Consider the following 18,986-nt stretch of genomic DNA (forward strand, 5'->3'; position numbering starts at 1 on the left):
ATTATTTTAAGCTTCCTATTCTGCCATGATCCGAGTAAGATCTATGTACTATAAATTCATTATCCAAAGGCTTTTCTGAAAGAAATGTTATATCGCAAAAATATTTTTCTTCAATAGGATTTAACCTCCACGGCACGGTATTTTTGTAATCTAAAGTCCAGCCGTTTTTCTCCAGATCTTTTGTTTTAAGATCATTCCAGGATGTTATATAATCTATCCATAAATATCCTAATTGCCAGGCTTGTGCTTCTAATTTTCCCAGATTTTCAATATCTGTAATTCTTAGTCCTCCAACATTCTCCTGACTTACAGCTCGGGAGCCATCTTCTAAAACAATTCCTTTTATCGAAGGTTGCTGAAAATAATGTGTGTCTTTTTTTATGAAGTGATCTACATGCACCTCAACTTTCCTGCAGACTGTCTCAAAATCGGTTTCCACGAGATCAGGGTTTATTTTCACATAGCGAACTAAATCATAGTATCTGATCCAGCGCATGTTTTTATACAATCCTAAGCCTGCTTCATTTGCTGCTGTTGCCGCAAGAGGATAATAATTTCGGGCTAATTCATATAGTTTTCCTAACACTCCTTTACCTCTGCATTCTTCATTAAGATATACATTAATGATCCACGCCAGTCCACCTCCAAAATTGGCTCCAACATGCCCTACTACTTCATCTTTTTCGTTTAAACAAATAAAAGAGCGTCCATACTCTTTATTTCCAAACTGCCATTCCCAAAATTCTTTGTTATGTAGCGGATGATTTTCCCTGTAAATTATTTTGAAAAATGAATATAGGATTTCCCAATCTTCTATTGTTGCTTCTCTGGTGATCATATTTTATTATAATTTTTTCCTCCTGTCAAATCGTTACAATCAAATCTGTTTAGTAACAAAGGATTCTCTTCTGCAGTATTAATACCTCTTTTGGTTGTAAAACCTATTCTGTATCCCGTTTCCTTAGCCAAATCTGCTACCAGATTTGTACAAACTTCAGGAGTCCCATACGGATAGGAAACTATCTTTATATTCGAATGTGTTAAGGTATCTAAATATGTTTTTGTTTTTTCAAGCTCCTTTTTTATAGTTTCACGGTCTAATAATCCTAACGGATAATGACTATGTGTATGACTACCCAAATACCCCTTATGGGCCAATTCTTTTAAATTTTGATCTGTCATATAAAGCGATTCAAAAATCGTAGCTTCTTCAAAATAAAGATCAAATAACCTATTGACAATTTGTTCCTGTTCTCTAAAATTTAATTTAAAATTTAAGATGTATTTTAAAACTGCACTTTTTTCATCATCATACCTGTAAATGCTTTGAGCATTTTGCTTTTCTGACTGAGAAAAAGGCACATCAATAAATTTATCTAAAAACTCCGACGATGAAATAATCGATCTTAACAGATGAATTTTATGTACGGTTGTTACCTTTTTTTCTTCAGAATTAATTGAATTTACAAAGAAAAGTGCAGAAATATTTAGTTCATCTAAAATGGGCAAAGCGAGATCAAACTGCTCTTTTAAACCGTCATCAAAAGTAATGAGTAAATTGTAATCCTCTGATTCTAATATTGTATTTAAATCAGAAACCAGATCATTGGGATGAACAAAGTTACCCTGGTTTTTCAGTAATAGTAGCTGTCGCCTAAACTCATTTGGAGTCATACCGAATATACTAGGATATTTAGTCTTAAAATCTGATCTGATATAATGGTAATTACTAACTGTAAGCATGTTCTCTTAAAATAAAATTCTTAAAATGAAACTGTTTTCAGTTATTCTTTCTTTACTTTTCATTTTCTAGCGCTTAAGTCTCATGAGAATTTTTCTATATGTCTTTTTTATTCTTTGAATAAGTAAAAATGTTTTATCCTTAAATATTACAGGTTCAGAGGTATTACTATCTTTCGAGTTCAACAAATCAAATAACACATTTATTCTTTTAGTTTGCTCATCATTTTTACCATATGCCCTGGCAAACCAGGTATGGTGTAAAAGTACTTTATTATGGTAAGTAATTGAATTTGCAATTCGATCTTCGTTCATTTCTGTATCCAGAAAGAGAAACTTTTTATTTTTTCTTCTTAACCAAAGATAAAAGCAGTAATAAGGTTCGTAAAGACTCTTAGTATCAAAATTCCATTTTAGATTTGTCAAATCATCATAAAACTCATTTTCTAAACTGTAATCATTTTTTAGAATTTCGTCTTTATTCCAAATTTTCTCAAGTTCTTTAAAATTTACAATAGAAAAAAAAGTATTAATTGCATACGGATTATATGTTCTGTGTGCAATCATTCCTCCGTCCCGCACACCACATACTGTATAATCTTCAGACTTCATTTTATTGATAATATCAAAGACTATCCCTGAATCCTGAAACAAAACATCTTCATCTGCCATGATAAGCCATTCAATGTTTTTATTTTTTAGCATTTTCATCATATAAAAAATACTTTTTAAACCATGCATTCCATTTCTCCCATCTATCACATATTTCTGAACATCTTGCGGAAAAAACGGAGAGCTTTTATCATATAAATCAAAATTTATAACCGTAGAAAGTATGGCAATATTAAACTTATTATCTACCATATTTTAAAGTCAAATCTATTCATAAATTTCACCAATTCTTTATCCTTAATATTAGGAATCAAAATTCGATTTATTTTTTTACCTGATTTATTTTTATGATTGGAGTAATCATTATTTGCTATCAACATTCCTAAACAGTCTGATTCTTCGATCACTCTAGGTGTACAGCCATTATACGAACCATGTGGTAATGCTAAATATTTTACTGATTTTGCAATCAATTTATCTAGTTTTTCAATTGAAAAACTTAACTCTTTTTTCTGTTCCTCATAACTTAGATTCCCAAAGGGATAATGATTATGAGTATGTATACCAATATCTATTAATGGATGCTCAGACAAACGTTTAAGCTCTTCATAGCTTAATGATCTGAAATCTTCATTATCGTGAAAAGGAATTTTATTTAAACTTTCAAAATCTAAAAACCAAATTTCCTTTTCTTCATTTGATAGTTTGCCAATAAGTTTGTTTAAATCGCTAAACGAATGTGTTTCTTTTGATGCTTTTTCTTTTACATCAGGAAGATAGAAAAACTGATTACAGAAGTTATAGTCAAATACAAAACGATCCCACCAAAACTCTTTTTTAGTATTTATATTTAATGTCGTTACAAAAATTGTAGCCGGTATTTCATACTTCTCCAATAGGGGTAAAGCATTTGCTAAATTATCTGCGTATCCATCATCGAATGTAATGACTATTCCTGTTTTTTTTAATGAGCTCCAATCGTCTGATAATCTAAGAATCTGATAATTTTCCTTAAAATAATGAAGTTGCTTTTCAAAACTAACCAAATCAACCGTTAAATACTGTAACTCACTTCTAACTTCATTACTGGTTCTGTGATACATGACAACTAAAACCGGCTTACCATACAGCAATCGGTTTTTGAGTTTATTCAACTTATAATATATACTTTTAAATTTAGCTTTCATTAATTAGATAAATCTCTAAATTGTTTTTGGTGGTTCAATAGCCAAATATTTTCTTTTTGAAGACATTCAAGAAACAATACATTACTATTTCCTTTTCCAAAATCATCTTCTACATTTTGAACTTTATGTGAATCAATAACAGCAAGTGATTCTATTATACCTTCTTCAGAATAATTTGTATTGATTATATCGGCATGAACTGCTCTGTTTTGCTGACGGGTTCCAATATTAATAATTGGAATTCCATAATATGGAGCTTCTCTAATCCCCGCGCTGCTATTACCAATAATGAATTGGCTATTTTTTAGTAGGGTTAAAAAATACTCGAAACGCAAAGATGGAAAAATCCTGAATCTCTGATTTTCTTTTAATCTCTTATAAGCCTCAATAATAAATTGACTTCCCAGATCGTTGTTCGGAAAAATGACAATATAATTATGGTTGTCCTGCAATAAAGATGATACAAAGTTTTCGGCATATTTTTGCATTTCTTTGATTTCTGTGGTTACGGGATGAAACATTACGATTGCATAATTTTCAAAATCAATCTTATAATATTCTTTTACCGTTACTAGATCCGGCAACTGATCAGAAAACATAATATCAAGATCAGGAGAACCAATTGTAAAAACAGATTCTTTAATCTCTCCCATTTGTATCAATCTTTTTGCCGCCTGTTTGTTTGAAACGAAATGAATATGGCTTAGTTTACTAACACTATGACGGATTAATTCATCTACAGTCCCTGAAACTTCACCTCCTTCAATGTGTGCTACCAGAATGTTGTTTAATGAACCAACAATTCCGCCTGCTAAGGTTTCGACTCTGTCTCCGTGAACAACTATCATATCTGGATTAATAGTTTTGCAATAGCCTGATAATCCTTCAATAGTTTTTGCAAGAGTTAAGTCCATTGTTGTTTCATGGGTATGATTTTCGAAAGTAAAAACATTCTTAAAATTGCAGCGTTCTATTTCGATCAGCGTATAACCATATTGTTCCTGCAAATGCATTCCAGTAACGAACACAAAAACCTCAAATTCAGATTGTTGTTCTAAAATTGAAATTAATGATTTTATCTTTCCAAAATCAGCGCGGGTACCTGTAAGAAATAGGATTTTTTTCATTTAATGGTGATCAGTTTATTCGACTGGGAAAATATTTATCCCTATAATTTAAAAAATACTTTTCTATATTAAGCGTCATAAAAATTCCGCATAAAACACTTATGATACAGGTAAGAAAAAATATAGAAATCTGATTAAAGAATTTATTTAAAATAAAATTATTTACTAAGGCAAAGAAAAAATTTATGAAACCATGTATAATATAAATACTATAGGAGGAAAATCCAATCTTGCTAATGATATTTACTATTCTGTTTGAGAATAGGCTATCCAGTTTTTTATTTATTTCTGTACTTACAAGAAAAAACACAAGTATAATACTAAATGCAATATAAAGAAGTGAATACCCAAATGTTCTTACGAAAAATGATTCCTCAAAGTCTATAAACGGCGTAAAAGTAAGAGCTAAAAATGAGATTATAATTAATAGTATTCTATTTGACTCAAAAAAAAGTCTTAGCTTCTCATTTTTAAAATAATATAAATATGAAACAAAAACTCCGGCAAATAGCGAATCCATTCTTAAATGAGACATTGTAAAATTTTTATCTCCATTTTCAGGAAAATAAACATTACTGACAATTCTTAAACACAATGATAAGAGTATCATTAGAAAGATCAAAACCTCAAACTTATCTATTTTACTTGCTTGATTTGGTTTTAAACTAATCCAAGCATATTTAGTAACGAACCATAATAGTAAGGCAAAACCAAAATAAAAATGTTCTTCGACTGCTAATGACCAACTAGGTGTATAAGCATAACCCCACGCATAAACATAGTTCTGAATGAAAAACATATCTGATAAGACCCCTTTCCATTCAAATTGATGTTTAATAATCTTAGGTGTTAAGTATAAAAAATAAGTTAAGTAGTATATGGGATAAATTTTAAATCCTCTTCGTACTAAAAACAAACCTGGCTTTATATTTCCAAATTTTAGATACTCTTTGAATAATAGTCCTGAAACAAGAAATCCGCTTAAAACAAAAAATAAATCAACGCCTATCCAGCCCATTTTTGTTGTCCAGTCTGTTACATACTGATGGCGCATTAAGACCAAAATAATTGCGATCCCTCTTAAAAAATCAAGTTCTCTTAATCTGATATTTTGTTTCAAAGTTAAAAATTGGGGTTAAAAAGTAAGTGTATTGTAATTAAAACTAGTTTATATCTTCCCAATTTAATTGTTCATCATTTTCAATATCTCTTGAGGCCGTTTTTCCTATCAGATCATTAAAATGTTCTGCTAGTATTTTACCGGTTCCCGGTCTTTTTACCCAAATATTTTCTTTAGTTAATTTGTCTCCTTTTTTTATTGGAGCAATTGCGCAAACTGTAGCAAAAGCAAAATCTATAGTCACTTGTTCTTCTTCTGCAGGTTTTTTTGTACCACCACGCATCAATGCAATTTCGGCACTTGAAATAATTAATTCCTGACACGCTTTTTCATCCATACTGCAAATAATATCCGGACCTGTTCTTTGCATATGATCCGTAAAATGTCTTTCCAGAATACTAGCACCCAAAGCTACAGCTCCCAGACAGGCATTATTGTTTAAGGTATGGTCACTTAAACCAAATACTTTATCGGGAAAAGCTTCATGCAATTCCGTCATGGCGCCAAAACGTACTAAATGAATGGGCGTTGGATATAGATTTGTGGTATGCAAAAGTGCAACAGGAATATTATGTTTATCAAAAATAGCCACTGCTTTTGTAATACTTTCAATTGTATTCATTCCTGTGCTCAAAATTACCGGTTTTCCAAAAGAAGCTATATGCTCTAATAACGGATAATTGTTGCATTCGCCAGAACCAATTTTATATGCAGGTATATCAAACTTTTTTAATCTCTCTGCTGCTGCACGTGAAAATGGTGTTGAAATAAAAATCATGCCTTTACTTTCAACATAATTTTTGAGCTCTAATTCATCAGCTTCATTCAAAGAACAACGTTCCATAATTTCATAAATAGAAACATCTGCATTACCCGGAATTACTTTTTTAGCGGCTCCGCTCATTTCATCCTCAACAATATGGGTTTGATGTTTTACTACCTCGGCACCTGCTCGTTTTGCCGCATCGACCATTTCTTTTGCAACTTGCAAAGAACCTTCGTGATTAATTCCAATTTCGGCAATAACTAAAGGTGGAAAATCTTGTCCAATTCTTCGTCCTGCAATTTCAAGATAGGGTTTCATAAATTAGTTTGTTAATTAGGGCTTTATATATTTGTGGTATAAAAATTCGGCGAAATCAAAATCTTCCTGCGTATCAATATCCACATTGGCAAAAATATGATCTATTTTGAAAGGAAAAGCATCTTCTGAAATAATTATATCTTCAAAAATTAATGATGCTTTTGTGATATATAACAACCCGTTTTCAAAATAAAGCGGTTCCATATCCTGACTTCTCTGACCAATTTTGTAATTGTACGGAACAAACTTTTGATCTGTTATTTTTCCGAACTTTTTATAGTTTCTTGAAACAGTAAATAAACTATCGCTGTCTTCCTTTTGATAAATTTCAAATGTTTCTTTTAGTAAACTTTCCGGACGAACAGGGTTTGTAGGCTGAAGCAACACCACATTTTCTACTTCATGATCAATATTTTGCAAAACATGTTTTAATGCCGAAGCTGTCGCCTCATGATCTCCAGAAATATCTGCGGGTCTGTCTATTACCTTTGCTCCATATTTCAAAGCTATTTCTTTTATACTTTCATCATCAGTCGAAACATAAATTTCTTCAATGATAGCACTATTGGCTTTAGCATACATAATACTGTGTGCTAATAAAGGGATTCCCCCAAGCAGTTTTATATTTTTCTGAGGCAATCTTTTAGATCCTCCACGCGCCGGAATAATAGCGATCGTTTTCATTTTTAATGTTTAAAAGAATTGTAGCAATATATTTTATGGTTTCCAATACAACTTTGTATCTTCCAGTTCCTGATAAGTTTTATATTCTCGCCCGGATAGTCTATTACTATTCTTGATTATTTTAGGAAATGCCAAAATTAAATCTATTGTTGCCAAAAACAATGCTTTCAAAGCTTTAAAATCTCCTTTGAAAACCCTTAATTTAAGCTGCATCCAAACAGAATACGTTATTTTTTTTGGGATGACCTTAAGAGGATAAAACAAAAAATACAAATACCAGCCGGAACGTAATGACCGTCGCAGGCGTAAACTATAATCGGCATTTTTTTTTCTGGATTTTAAATCTACTCTATGATTTACCAACACTTCTGGTAAATAATAAATCTTCCATTGTTTTTTAAACAATTGAAAAGAAGCAAAATCTTCTTCACCATAAAAAACAAACCATTCAGGATAATTAGGAACATCTCGCCAGGCAGACATTCTCCAGACATTAGCTCCACCGGCGAAACTTTTCATTTGATGTAAAACGTCGTCACTGGTCGCTATTTCAGGTTCTTGTAAACTCCAATAAATTCTAAAACTAAACAGTGCTGCATCAGGATTTTTGTCAAAAGCTTCCTCTATAATTTCTAAAGGATTTGTGGTAATAAAATGCAAATCATCATCAATAGAGATTGCAAAATCAGTCGTAACCAAATCCATCATTCTGTTCCGACTATAGATCAGTCCTTCGCTTTTATTATTCCTAATTAATTGAATTTCCGGATAATTCTTTTCAACAAATGAATACGTTCCATCTGTTGAACCATCGTCACAAATAATACAAGATACATCTTCTCTATCCAATAAATGCTGAATTTTACGCAATGTAAAATTTAGATCCTGTTTTCGGTTTTTTGTTGTAATGAGAATAGAAAACTTCTTCTGAATGTGCATTTACTTAATAATTTCTAATCATTGGTTGTGGTAACTTTTTATATCGCAAGAATATCTTTTTCATCCATTTGACTGAAATAAATTTTACAAATAATCTGTTTTTTATAAAATATAAAACTGGATTTAATTTTATATTTTTATTAAATCCACCTTGAATTATGTCAGTATTAGAAGCTTTCGGAACTGACATCCAGTCCTCTAAAGTATTTCCTAAATGACAGGCGTAATTATCCTGAGTTGTTACTCTCCAGTAATTTTTCTTAAGAGGCGATTTATCTAAATACCCCTCACTGGTTCCGCCCATCTTAAAGCCTATATAACTTACGATTTCATCAAAAATATCCTTTTTATAACTTGCGACAAAATGTCCCGAACCAATCAACACTTTTAAGTTTGAACTAATCTCTAAACCTAAATTATATTCTAAATAATCCTGATTATAATTTCTATCCCAACCAATACTGTCATAAAACCTAATCAAAGCTTTTTTGTTTTTACGGGAATAAATTTTAATTTTTACTGAATAAATTATCCCAAATAACATTTCCGCAATTTTGTTCATACATTTTAAACTGTGGTACAATGCCTACTACTCCAGCATTAGGAATATGTGTAAAAACTTTTACTGTTTCAGATTGCCAGTTCGGGAAAAACAATACATCTGAATCTGAAATTGTAACCAATTCTATATTATTCCCCGCTAAACCTTTCAATATAGCATTAAGTTTTCCTATGTTATCAGTATGAATTAATTCGTGTATTTTGTTTTGCTTTAAAAGAAAATCTAAATATTCTTTTATAATTATATCACTTCCATTATTAACAATAGTAATGAATGTTTTTTTGTGAACGGTAACAAATAAAGATTCCAGGCAAAGTTTTAAAATTGCAAAACTATCTTTAAAATAACCTTCCTGATTAGGTATGTAAACAGGAATTATGATCTGATGAATAAATTCAGAATCTTTTTGTGGTTCATCTTTAAATGGATTAAATCCTACCCGCATCTTATTTCTTAAATATAATTTTCAGTTTATGAAAAATCCTTTTTTTCAGTTTTGCTAATTTTAGAGAAACGGTATCATTTTTAATCTGTTGCTTAAAAAACGCCTTATTCTCCCTAATGACTTTAGGAAATTCTCTTTTTATCCCAAAATATATACCTTGCTTTTTTTATTTAAGAAAGCAGAGTATGAATCGCCATACTTTATCTGATACAGTGATTCTATTATTTTCCAGCTGTTAACAAGACTATACGCTTTTTCGGTGGTTTGCAACAAACTTAAATTCTCACCAGACACATTATTTCGATATAAAACATAGGTATTACCGGCAAAGATTATTTTACTGCAATTCGATAATACTCTAAAAAAAACTCCCCATCATCGTTCATTGTTAAACTTTCATTCCAGTAACCTGAAAATGTTATAAGTTTTTTATTCATTAAAAAACTGTGTGAAGGGAAAAAGCCTCCATGTAGACCTATCAAATCAAAATATTCTTTTGCAGAATCAAAATTTCTATAATCAGGATTATTTTCATTCAATTTAAGGGCTTCGCTAATATGATCAAATCTTCCCCATTTGCATGTTGAAATAACAAATTCATCTTCATTCGACACTAGCTGAATTTGTTCTTCGAGTTTATTTGCAGCCAATATATCATCTGAATCCAAAAACTGGATATAATCGCCTTTTGCAATTTTTAATCCAATATTTCTAGAAACACTTGCTCCTTTTTTATCTTCTTTTGATTTTAGTATCAGTTTGAATCTACTATCCTTTTCCTTATAAAGCTTTATCGTTTCTTCTGTTTTATCAGACGAATTATCATCAACTATAATACACTCCCAATTAGAATAGGTTTGTCCAATTAGACTATCGAGTGTTTCAGCAATCAAATGTGCCCGATTGTAAGTGGGGATAATAATAGAAACTAAAGGCTTATTCATCTATGGCTACTGTACTGTATAAATTGTTTATTGAATCTCTTATTCTTTCGTAGTTATAATCTTCAATGGCTTTGAGATGGTTACTTTTGGCAAATTGAACATTATTATCTTTATTACGGATAAGACTTAATATTTTTTCAGCTATTTCATCTGAGTTCTCAGGATCATTGATTATTTCTCCAAAATATTTTTTCCCTATAAGTTCTTTTGTGGCATTACCCGGATTGGATTGCAAAGGAATTACCCCAAGTAATAAAGCTTCTAATAATGAATTTGGCATGCCGTCTGAAAAATTATTTCCAATATAAAGAAATGCTTTTCCGAAATAATTATGAAGCTCCGACTGATTTATTCCTTCTATTATTTTAATTTTTCCCTCCAGTTTTGAATCTGATTTAATAAATTCTCTAACTTTTTCTCCTGCTGAAAAAACAGCGATATGAAAATCATCCAACAGATCAATTATTTTTTTTATAGCTTTTAAGGTATAGAGGGCTCTTCCTGTTTCATTATGATTACCTTTTATCAGGATTAATTTTCTGGATTCTATATCCTGAAAACTTGTTTGAATATCTGTTATATTGTATCCGCCTCCTCCGGGAAGAGCTCCCAAAAAAAATCCATTAAAATTATTTTTTTTTGCCAGATCATAATCTCTTTCACAATCTGTTATTAAAAAATTAACTCTGTTTAAAACAGATTCAATTTTCTGAATGTCATTTTTAAGAACTTGATGTCTAAAAATATCGCTTCCCCAACAAGAATAAATCCATTTAATACCCGGATTTTTATTCATTGCTTTCAGTATGGGATAAGAGCAGTAATGCAATTCAAAACTATGAACTATATCGGGCTTAATTTCCTGTATAACTTTCTCGAACCCTTCATTGGCAGAAACTTCAAAATAAGGAATTATTTTATCATACGCCGAAGGCATCTTTTTTCTCAAAAAATATTCTCCTTTTATGTAGGGATATTTTCTTTTTTTCCAATCTACGAATTGATGAACATACTCTAAATTCTTTAGTGGTCCCCGATCTAAAACATCAAACCAATAAAGTTCATGACCTTTATCTTTTAAGTTTTCAATCCAACGGAGAACATGGATAGATGGCATCGATACAAAAAGTATTTTCACTTGATCTATAGTTTTAACTTACTCAATAAATCCATTTATCTAAAACTTAAACAGCATCTTCTTAAACACTTTATAAAGGCATTCATCTGCATTGCTGAAAGGTAAAAAAGAAGTAAGTAACGCCATTCTGTCCATATCAGTTTCCTGTTCTTTTTGATTGAAATTTCATATTCTAATATCAAATCCAACTGTTGCGGCTTACTAAAAAATTCAATTTTTTCAATAATACATTGTTTGTAAAAATTTTCGCTCGCAAGATCTTTTAACTTTTGATTATTCTGTTTTCCGGATATGGACGAACTGGAATATCTGATCAATAAATTACTCTCATTTATAGAGTAAATAGGTTTATCATCAGAAAAAAATAACCAAGCCGCATCATCACTATGCCAGGCTAAAGGAAAATCAAAAAAACCAAATTTCTTAAAAGCCGTTTTTGAAAATGTATATTCAGACAAAGAACTCCTTGTCAACCCTTTAAATCTTCTAAAATAAGAATCGGATGCTTTTTCCCATACCGGATTTATAAATGAATGACTTATTCTTCCGTTCAAATTCATGTTTAATGATTTTGAAGCAAATCTTACCAGATTTGATTTTGTATGAAAAACATTGTAATGCTCATACCAGGACGATACAACATTTTTCTCCAAAATATCGTCATCACCCAAAATCATTATCCAGTCTTCCTCCTCAACAAGGGCGATACAGCGTTCCCAATGCTTCACCAGTGATATTCCTCCTAAATTTTCCTCAAATATCTGGTAAACGAAGTCAATTTTGTCTTTATACTGCTCCAAAAGTAAAGAGGGATCTTCCGGACTGGCATCGTTTCCTATAAATACTCTGAATCTTTTATTTGTTTGCTCCGATAGTGATTTTAAGGTTTCTTCAAAAAAAATGATTTTATAATATGGTATAACTATAGCCAGCATTTATCCCTTATTTATTTTTCCGAAAATTGTAAACCCGAAAAAAGTTTTACAGAACAAATCAAGTACAAATTTTTCGCTTTTAAGTTTTGCAGAAAACACTTCCCTTTCTTTTTGTAAGTTGTAGTTTAATGCCCCAAAAGATCCCAGATGTTCTACAAAAAAATCAGCATGTTTTATACTTAAATAGTTGAATAGTTTATCTTTTATAGTACCATCCAGTTTTTTTTGCCTGGACACTAATTTTATTCTGTAATAAAATCCTATAGTATTTAAACATGATACATTTCCTCCATTCTTTAGAAGTGATATCCAAAACTCCCAATCCTCAAGACCATCGAGCATGTTATTATCATATCCTCCAATCAATTCCCAATCTTTCTTTCTGTATATTGCCGAGCAAAAAATCATATTATCTAGTGCCAACTCTTTTAGTGAAAATGGTGTCAGATTCCAGTTTCCTGTTTCATCACCAAATTTTTCTGCTTTACAATAAACAAGTTTTAATGACTCATCATTTTCAAATGCTCTTAAAGCTAGTTTGATGTAGTCTTTAGCAATTTTATCATCTCCGTCAAGTGGTAGGATAAATTCACCAACACTGTTTGCGACACCAAGATTTCTAGCGCTGCTAACCCCTCCATTTTCCTGATAATAGTATTTAAATCTCACATCTTGTTCGATCCATTTTCTTGCTATTTGTTCTGCATTATCGGAGCTTCCGTCATTTACTACAATACATTCCCAGTTTTCAAATATCTGGTCTGAAACAGATTGCAAGGCTTCATCCAGATACTGAGCCTGATTATAACATGGAACCACTATAGAAACTATTGGATCTTTCATTTTTTACTGTAGAAAATTATTGATTTTATAAACAGTTTTATTTCGTGCAATGATTTTAATTTAAATGGTGATTTTTTTCTAATTTTTAAATATTGCAGATAAACTTTTGGAGAGTATTTTTCTTTTTTTAAAAAATAGTCTTTCAACAAATTGTTCTGAATCTCTAACAAATATCTTTCAAAACCTGCCTTTTCAAAAAAAGAAGTTTGATTTGCCAAAAGTAATTTGTTTTTTAAATCTTCGAATCGATTTATTTCTCTAAAAGAAACAAATTCTCTTCGTGATATTATCTTCTTTAGAAAATCTTGTGTCTCATCATCTCTTTCAAAATTAAGATTCGTCAGTAAATTAACTTTAATCTCCAGTGCAGTATTTATTTGTTGTTCATTTCTTTTATGAGAAACTTGCGAATTGTGAACACGATAATTAAGCAAAACTTCCTGCAAATTGTACAGTTTTCCCACGACTAACAATCTTGTCCAGAGATCATAATCTTCGGCTGGCTCTTTTTGGGTATCGTAAATTAAAGTAAATCTATCCAGGTGACTTTTCCTCATCATTACAGTTGGATGTCCTATACAACAATCCTTAAGCATTGCCAATTTTATTTCATCATGATCTTCAGGAACAGCAACGATTTTATCTTTGCCAATTATCTTAAAGTATGTGCCAATAAGTACTGTATCAGGATTTTTATCTAAAAAAGCAGCTTGTTTAACAAAACGTTCCGGCAGACTTATATCATCACCGTCCATACGAGCAATATATTCTCCTTTAGCAATGCTCAGTCCGTAATTCAGACTATTCGTAAGGCCTGAATTTTGAGGTTTTATGATTAATTGTATTCTGGGATCATTATAGGTTTTTATAATTGACACTGTTGAATCTGAAGAAGCATCATCAATTATTATAAATTCAAAATCTGAAAAAGTCTGATTCAAAATACTATCTATTGCTTCCTCTATATAAAGTTCGCAATTATAGACAGGCATTAGAACTGATATCTTGGGGGTTGAAGACATTATTTTACTTCTTTTTCAAATAATTCTATGTCGGCAGCAACCATTTGTTTTACGATATCATCTAAATTAAATTTTGGTTTCCATCCTAAAACTGTTCTTGCTTTTGTAGAATCTCCTATCAACAAATCAACCTCTGTTGGTCTATAATAAGTAGGATCAACTTTTACTACTTCTTTGCCAGTCTCAATTTGATATTTAGGATTCGTACAAGATTTGACTTTTCCAACTTCATTTTCATTTTCTCCCACAAATTCCAGTTCAATACCGCATTCTAAAAATGCCATTCGAACAAATTCTCTTACCGGAGTAGTTTTACCCGTTGAAATAACAAAATCATCTGGTTTATCTTGTTGTAAAATTAACCACATCGCTTCTATGTAATCTTTCGCGTGGCCCCAATCTCGTTGCGAATTTAAGTTCCCAATATATAATGCATCCTGCAACCCTAAAACTATTTTAGCTGTAGCCATGGTAATTTTTCGGGTAACGAATGTTTCTCCACGCAGAGGCGATTCATGATTAAATAAAATTCCATTGCAGGCAAACATATTATACGCCTCACGATAATTTACAGTTATCCAATAGGCATAAATTTTTGCCACACCATAAGGTGAACGAGGATAAAAAGGTGTTTTTTCAGTTTGTGGTACTTCCTGCACTAAACCATACAGCTCTGAAGTTGAAGCCTGATAGACCTTGGTTTTTTCTGCCAGACCCAAAATTCTCACCGCTTCTAATAATCTCATGGCTCCCAAACCATCAACATTTGCAACATATTCAGGAGTATCAAAACTAACTTTTACATGAGACATAGCCCCTAAATTATAGATCTCGTCAGGTTGAACTTCCTGAATTATTCTTATTAGATTGGTAGCATCAGATAAATCCCCATAATGAAGGATAAATCGAACATTTTCTTCATGAAGGTCCCTGAACAAATGATCAATTCGTTGCGTATTAAATGATGAAGCTCTTCTTTTTACACCATGAACTTCGTAACCTTTCTCTAATAAAAATTCGGCTAAATAAGCTCCATCCTGACCAGTAACTCCGGTTATTAATGCTTTTTTCATTTTCTATATTTTAACCCAATTTGTCGGGATTATGTCATTAGTATTTATGGAATCATCATTGAACCATCGTTTTGGAGCGATTACAATTTTATCAGGATTTTTATTCAGCCATCCACCCCACCAGCTAAAACTACTATTGGCTATAATGTTATGCTTACAGGATGTCATCAATTTCAAATCTTCAAAATTTGTTGAAGCATCATTAAAATCAATAAATATTGTTTCCTGTTTTGTCGAGAAATTTGCTTTTACCCATTCCATATCATCCGAAAAGACAAAATAAACAGGATTATTTATCTTATTTTCAACTATTTCCAAAGCTTTGTTATAATATTCTTCTTTACTTGTATTATGCAATGGATTATTTATATAATCTCCTCTTCGAATATGTATCGAAACAGAATTTACAGACTCAATTTTTGCAATTGCAGCTTTAGTCTCTTTTTTTAACGGTGTCCGCAATTCAAAATCTTCCCGAATTTCTTTTTCATATTTTATAAAATATTTCTCTGATTGGAAATAACCTTCCAGAAATATAATACCTCCTTTTAAATGAATCAGATCAGGATTATATCCAAAATCGACTTCTTTGTAAAATACATTTTTTTGATAAAAACTCTTTATTTTTCTTAAATATCGATTGGGCTTTTTATAGTTTTTAGAAATGACATTAAAATGGTTTAATGCATAGTTATGCAATTTATAACTCTCAAATTGCGATACATCGAGAGAGAACTTTTGTTTTGTTTGTAATGCCAAAGCTTTAGCAGCTGCATATTGAAACAACTGATTTCCTAAACCTCCAATTAACTGAACTACGATCATTTATTTTTTTAATAAATTTTCGATAATTAACAAATCTTCCTCCAGAAGTTCCGGATAATTTCCACAATAAAATCCATTTGCATGCATCATATCTGCACCTGGCATTTCATATAATTCGCTTACATACTTTTTGTAAAAAGGCTGCTCCTGCATATTTCCAGCTATCATTGGTCTAATTTCGACTCCAGCTTTTGTAAATTTATCCAGATAATATTCTCTTAGTTGAGGCGTTTTACAAACAAACGGAAAGGCGAAGGTAGACAATCTGTTGATATGATCGTGTTTTAGATAAACAAAGTCGGAATTGTCTTTTATAATATTTTCTATTCGCAAGTAATTTTGTTCTCTCTTACTTATATTTTCTTCTAAAAACTGCATTTGATATTGCCCCAAAAAGCCGGTAATTTCAGTAGGTCTGAAGTTATATCCTAAATCATAAAAAGTATACTTGGCCTGAAATTCTGACTGAATATCATATTTTCCTCTCCATTTTCCCTGTTGTTCAGCACTAAGATTTCTGTCCCAACCATTGGCCCTTACAATTCTAAGCATTTCGGCAAAATCATCATCACTTGTACAAACCATTCCACCTTCTATAGTTGACATATGATGGGCAACAAAAAAAGAGAAGCTCCCTCCAATTCCAAAATTACCCGTAGTTCCTTCTGGCAGTTCAGTTCCTAATGATTCGCAATTATCTTCTATTAAAATAATATTTCTTTGATCACAAATTTCTTTTATGACATCTATATCTCCTGCAAAACCAAGGATATTTGTGATAAACAAAGCCTTTAGATCTGTTGTTTCCAATCTTTCCAGTAGATGATACGACATGGTATTCAATGTATCAGGTTCGCAATCTAGTGCAACCGGAACCATTCCTAACTGAATAATTGGCATTGTATTGGTCGACCAGGTTAATGCCGAAAAAGCTACTTTGTCCCCATCTTTCAGCTTTCCTAAATTTTTTAAGGCCTGTAACATCGCCAAGTTTGCACTACCGCCACTATTAAATAATACTGCGTGTTTACATTTTTGATATTGAGCAAATTTATCTTCAAATTTTTTACATTCAATATCCATACTTAATCTGTCTGCATTAAGAATGAAATCAGCCAAAGCTTTTTTAGTTTGTTCTTCTTTAAGAAATGCTTTTCGCATTAAGGGTATTCTCATTATTACCTGTTTTTATAACTATCTATTACCTCTTCTATTCCAGTTTCTAATAATTTAGCAGGCTTAAATCCTTCTTTAATCATATTAGAAACATCCATACATTTTTTAAGCATTCCGTTTGGTTTAGTATTATCCCACAAAATTTCTCCTGTGTATTCTACTTTTGACGAAATTAATTCTGCCAATTCTTTAATACTAATATCTGTTCCGGGACCTACATTAATAGAGTTAGGAGAATTATAATTTTCGAAAAAATATAAAATTGCCTTAGAAAAATCTTCTACATGCAAGAATTCTCTTCTCGCAATTCCGGTACCCCATAAACTAATAGAAGGATCATTATTGGTTTTAGCATCAGTAAATCTTTTTACTAATGATGATAAAACGTGTGCATGATTTAAATCAAAAGAATCATTTGGCCCGTATAAATTACTGGGAATTAAACTAATTCCGTTAAAACCATATTGTTTATTATAACTTTCTAATAACTTAATACCGGCAATTTTTGCAATTGCATAACCTTCGTTTGTGGGTTCAGGTTTACCATCTAAAAGATATTCTTCTTTCATCGGTTGTGGAGAAGCTGCTGGATAGATACAAGAACTTGCAATAAAAACAAACTTTTTAACCTGATGCTTGTATGCCGAATTAATTACATTTGACTGTATCATTAAATTGTCATACAAGAAAACTGCCGGGTTATCAATATTAGCTTTAATACCTCCAACTTTAGCCGCAATATGAATGACATACTCTGGTTTTTCTTTCTCAAAGAAAGCATCAACATCTTGTTGATTGATTAAGTCTAAAGTTTTGTGTGTTGTCGTTATTATATTAGAATACCCTCTTTCCTTAAAAAGATTTAAAGTTATACTGCCCAACATTCCTGTATGTCCGGTAATATACAATTTGGCGTTTTTATTTATCATCTTGCTCAAATAATCCTGTTAGCTCTAATTTTTCTATTATCATCCTAGCTTCATTTAGATCTTTAGACCACCAGTCAGATCCCAGAATATGCTCTATTGTTAAAGCAGGGAATCTCATCTTAATGAATTTTGCAGGTGCACCAGCTACAACTTCAAAAGATTTTACATCTCTGTTTACAAATGAATTTGCACCAATTACTGCACCATCTCCTATAGTAACACCTCTTCTTATAACTGAATTAGTGCCAATCCAGACATCATTTCCAATTACACATTCTTTTTCAGTCAGTGTTTCCCAGGCATTTTTATAAAAATGACTACTTGTAGAGACCCTGTTTATTTTATGCTCTCCTATACCAATACTAACATTACCTGCAATAGAACAGTATCTTCCAATTTTTGATTTGGTTACGATGCTATTAAATCCAATATAAGTATATTCCCCAATTTCATTCTCACCACTTAATATTGCCGAAGACATAATCTCCACATTATGGAATTTACCCTGATTTGGGTTCACTAACAAATTTTCTCCTTTAGCTAACCTGCGATTAATAGCTCTATAAATACGTTTTAATATTTTTTTCATCTTACTAAAGCT

General features: G+C 31.4%; 21 protein-coding genes. All 21 read right to left on the reverse strand.

The genetic code is table 11. From position 1 onward, the window contains the following. Position 1: 1 nt before the first annotated feature. Positions 2–838: a GNAT family N-acetyltransferase gene (locus C245_RS0102115; RefSeq protein WP_017494937.1), complete on the reverse strand. Its 837-nt coding sequence runs from the start codon at positions 836–838 to the stop codon at positions 2–4. Beyond that, a complete protein-coding gene (locus tag C245_RS0102120) occupies positions 835–1,743 on the reverse strand; it encodes a polysaccharide deacetylase family protein (RefSeq protein WP_081603500.1) in 909 nt (302 codons plus the stop codon). The genes C245_RS0102115 and C245_RS0102120 overlap by 4 nt, the downstream gene beginning before the upstream one ends. A gap of 66 nt (positions 1,744–1,809) precedes the next feature. Beyond that, a complete protein-coding gene (locus C245_RS0102125) occupies positions 1,810–2,604 on the reverse strand; it encodes a hypothetical protein (protein ID WP_017494939.1) in 795 nt (264 codons plus the stop codon). Beyond that, the gene (locus C245_RS0102130) at positions 2,598–3,539 is read right to left on the reverse strand and encodes a polysaccharide deacetylase family protein (RefSeq protein WP_017494940.1); all 942 of its coding nucleotides are present in this window, start codon (positions 3,537–3,539) and stop codon (positions 2,598–2,600) included. The genes C245_RS0102125 and C245_RS0102130 overlap by 7 nt, the downstream gene beginning before the upstream one ends. Next, complete coding sequence (gene neuC / locus C245_RS0102135) at positions 3,539–4,666, reverse strand: UDP-N-acetylglucosamine 2-epimerase (RefSeq protein ID WP_017494941.1); 1,128 nt, start codon at positions 4,664–4,666, stop codon at positions 3,539–3,541. The genes C245_RS0102130 and neuC overlap by 1 nt, the downstream gene beginning before the upstream one ends. Positions 4,667–4,676: 10 nt before the next feature. Next, positions 4,677–5,786, reverse strand: coding sequence for an acyltransferase (locus C245_RS0102140; protein ID WP_157495762.1), 1,110 nt, complete (start codon positions 5,784–5,786; stop codon positions 4,677–4,679). A 43-nt stretch (positions 5,787–5,829) separates the two neighbouring features. Further along, complete coding sequence (gene neuB / locus C245_RS0102145; protein WP_017494943.1) at positions 5,830–6,870, reverse strand: N-acetylneuraminate synthase; 1,041 nt, start codon at positions 6,868–6,870, stop codon at positions 5,830–5,832. 15 nt (positions 6,871–6,885) lie between these two features. Continuing rightward, on the reverse strand, positions 6,886–7,554 hold the full coding sequence (locus C245_RS0102150) for a cytidylyltransferase domain-containing protein (protein WP_017494944.1): 669 nt from the start codon (positions 7,552–7,554) through the stop codon (positions 6,886–6,888). A gap of 33 nt (positions 7,555–7,587) precedes the next feature. Continuing rightward, entirely contained in the window at positions 7,588–8,493 is a 906-nt protein-coding gene (locus C245_RS0102155; protein ID WP_017494945.1) for a glycosyltransferase family 2 protein, read from the reverse strand. Between the two features lie 4 nt (positions 8,494–8,497). Next, positions 8,498–9,055: a hypothetical protein gene (locus C245_RS0102160; protein ID WP_017494946.1), complete on the reverse strand. Its 558-nt coding sequence runs from the start codon at positions 9,053–9,055 to the stop codon at positions 8,498–8,500. After that, positions 9,003–9,500, reverse strand: coding sequence for a glycosyltransferase family A protein (locus tag C245_RS0102165; RefSeq protein WP_017494947.1), 498 nt, complete (start codon positions 9,498–9,500; stop codon positions 9,003–9,005). The genes C245_RS0102160 and C245_RS0102165 overlap by 53 nt, the downstream gene beginning before the upstream one ends. A gap of 332 nt (positions 9,501–9,832) precedes the next feature. Beyond that, positions 9,833–10,444: a glycosyltransferase family A protein gene (locus C245_RS23535; RefSeq protein ID WP_017494948.1), complete on the reverse strand. Its 612-nt coding sequence runs from the start codon at positions 10,442–10,444 to the stop codon at positions 9,833–9,835. After that, entirely contained in the window at positions 10,437–11,582 is a 1,146-nt protein-coding gene (locus C245_RS0102175; RefSeq protein WP_026109814.1) for a glycosyltransferase family 4 protein, read from the reverse strand. The genes C245_RS23535 and C245_RS0102175 overlap by 8 nt, the downstream gene beginning before the upstream one ends. Before the next feature lie 35 nt (positions 11,583–11,617). Continuing rightward, positions 11,618–12,517: a glycosyltransferase family A protein gene (locus C245_RS0102180; protein ID WP_017494950.1), complete on the reverse strand. Its 900-nt coding sequence runs from the start codon at positions 12,515–12,517 to the stop codon at positions 11,618–11,620. Beyond that, positions 12,518–13,360 (reverse strand): glycosyltransferase family A protein, encoded by an 843-nt coding sequence (locus C245_RS0102185; protein WP_017494951.1) that lies wholly within the window; start codon positions 13,358–13,360, stop codon positions 12,518–12,520. Continuing rightward, complete coding sequence (locus C245_RS23540) at positions 13,357–14,382, reverse strand: glycosyltransferase (RefSeq protein WP_017494952.1); 1,026 nt, start codon at positions 14,380–14,382, stop codon at positions 13,357–13,359. Before C245_RS23540 ends, C245_RS0102185 begins: the two co-directional genes overlap by 4 nt. Then, positions 14,382–15,455, reverse strand: a complete 1,074-nt coding sequence (gmd, locus tag C245_RS0102195) for a GDP-mannose 4,6-dehydratase (protein WP_017494953.1) — start codon at positions 15,453–15,455, stop codon at positions 14,382–14,384. Before gmd ends, C245_RS23540 begins: the two co-directional genes overlap by 1 nt. A gap of 3 nt (positions 15,456–15,458) precedes the next feature. Then, positions 15,459–16,280, reverse strand: coding sequence for an alpha-1,2-fucosyltransferase (locus tag C245_RS0102200; RefSeq protein ID WP_017494954.1), 822 nt, complete (start codon positions 16,278–16,280; stop codon positions 15,459–15,461). Beyond that, positions 16,281–17,456, reverse strand: a complete 1,176-nt coding sequence (locus tag C245_RS0102205; RefSeq protein WP_198288036.1) for a DegT/DnrJ/EryC1/StrS aminotransferase family protein — start codon at positions 17,454–17,456, stop codon at positions 16,281–16,283. A gap of 2 nt (positions 17,457–17,458) precedes the next feature. After that, on the reverse strand, positions 17,459–18,385 hold the full coding sequence (locus C245_RS0102210; RefSeq protein WP_017494956.1) for a GDP-L-fucose synthase: 927 nt from the start codon (positions 18,383–18,385) through the stop codon (positions 17,459–17,461). Then, a complete protein-coding gene (locus C245_RS22605) occupies positions 18,375–18,974 on the reverse strand; it encodes a CatB-related O-acetyltransferase (RefSeq protein WP_017494957.1) in 600 nt (199 codons plus the stop codon). Before C245_RS22605 ends, C245_RS0102210 begins: the two co-directional genes overlap by 11 nt. Positions 18,975–18,986: the final 12 nt, after the last annotated feature.

The sequence above is a fragment of the Flavobacterium sp. WG21 genome, assembly GCF_000335775.1.
Lineage (GTDB): Bacteria > Bacteroidota > Bacteroidia > Flavobacteriales > Flavobacteriaceae > Flavobacterium > Flavobacterium tructae.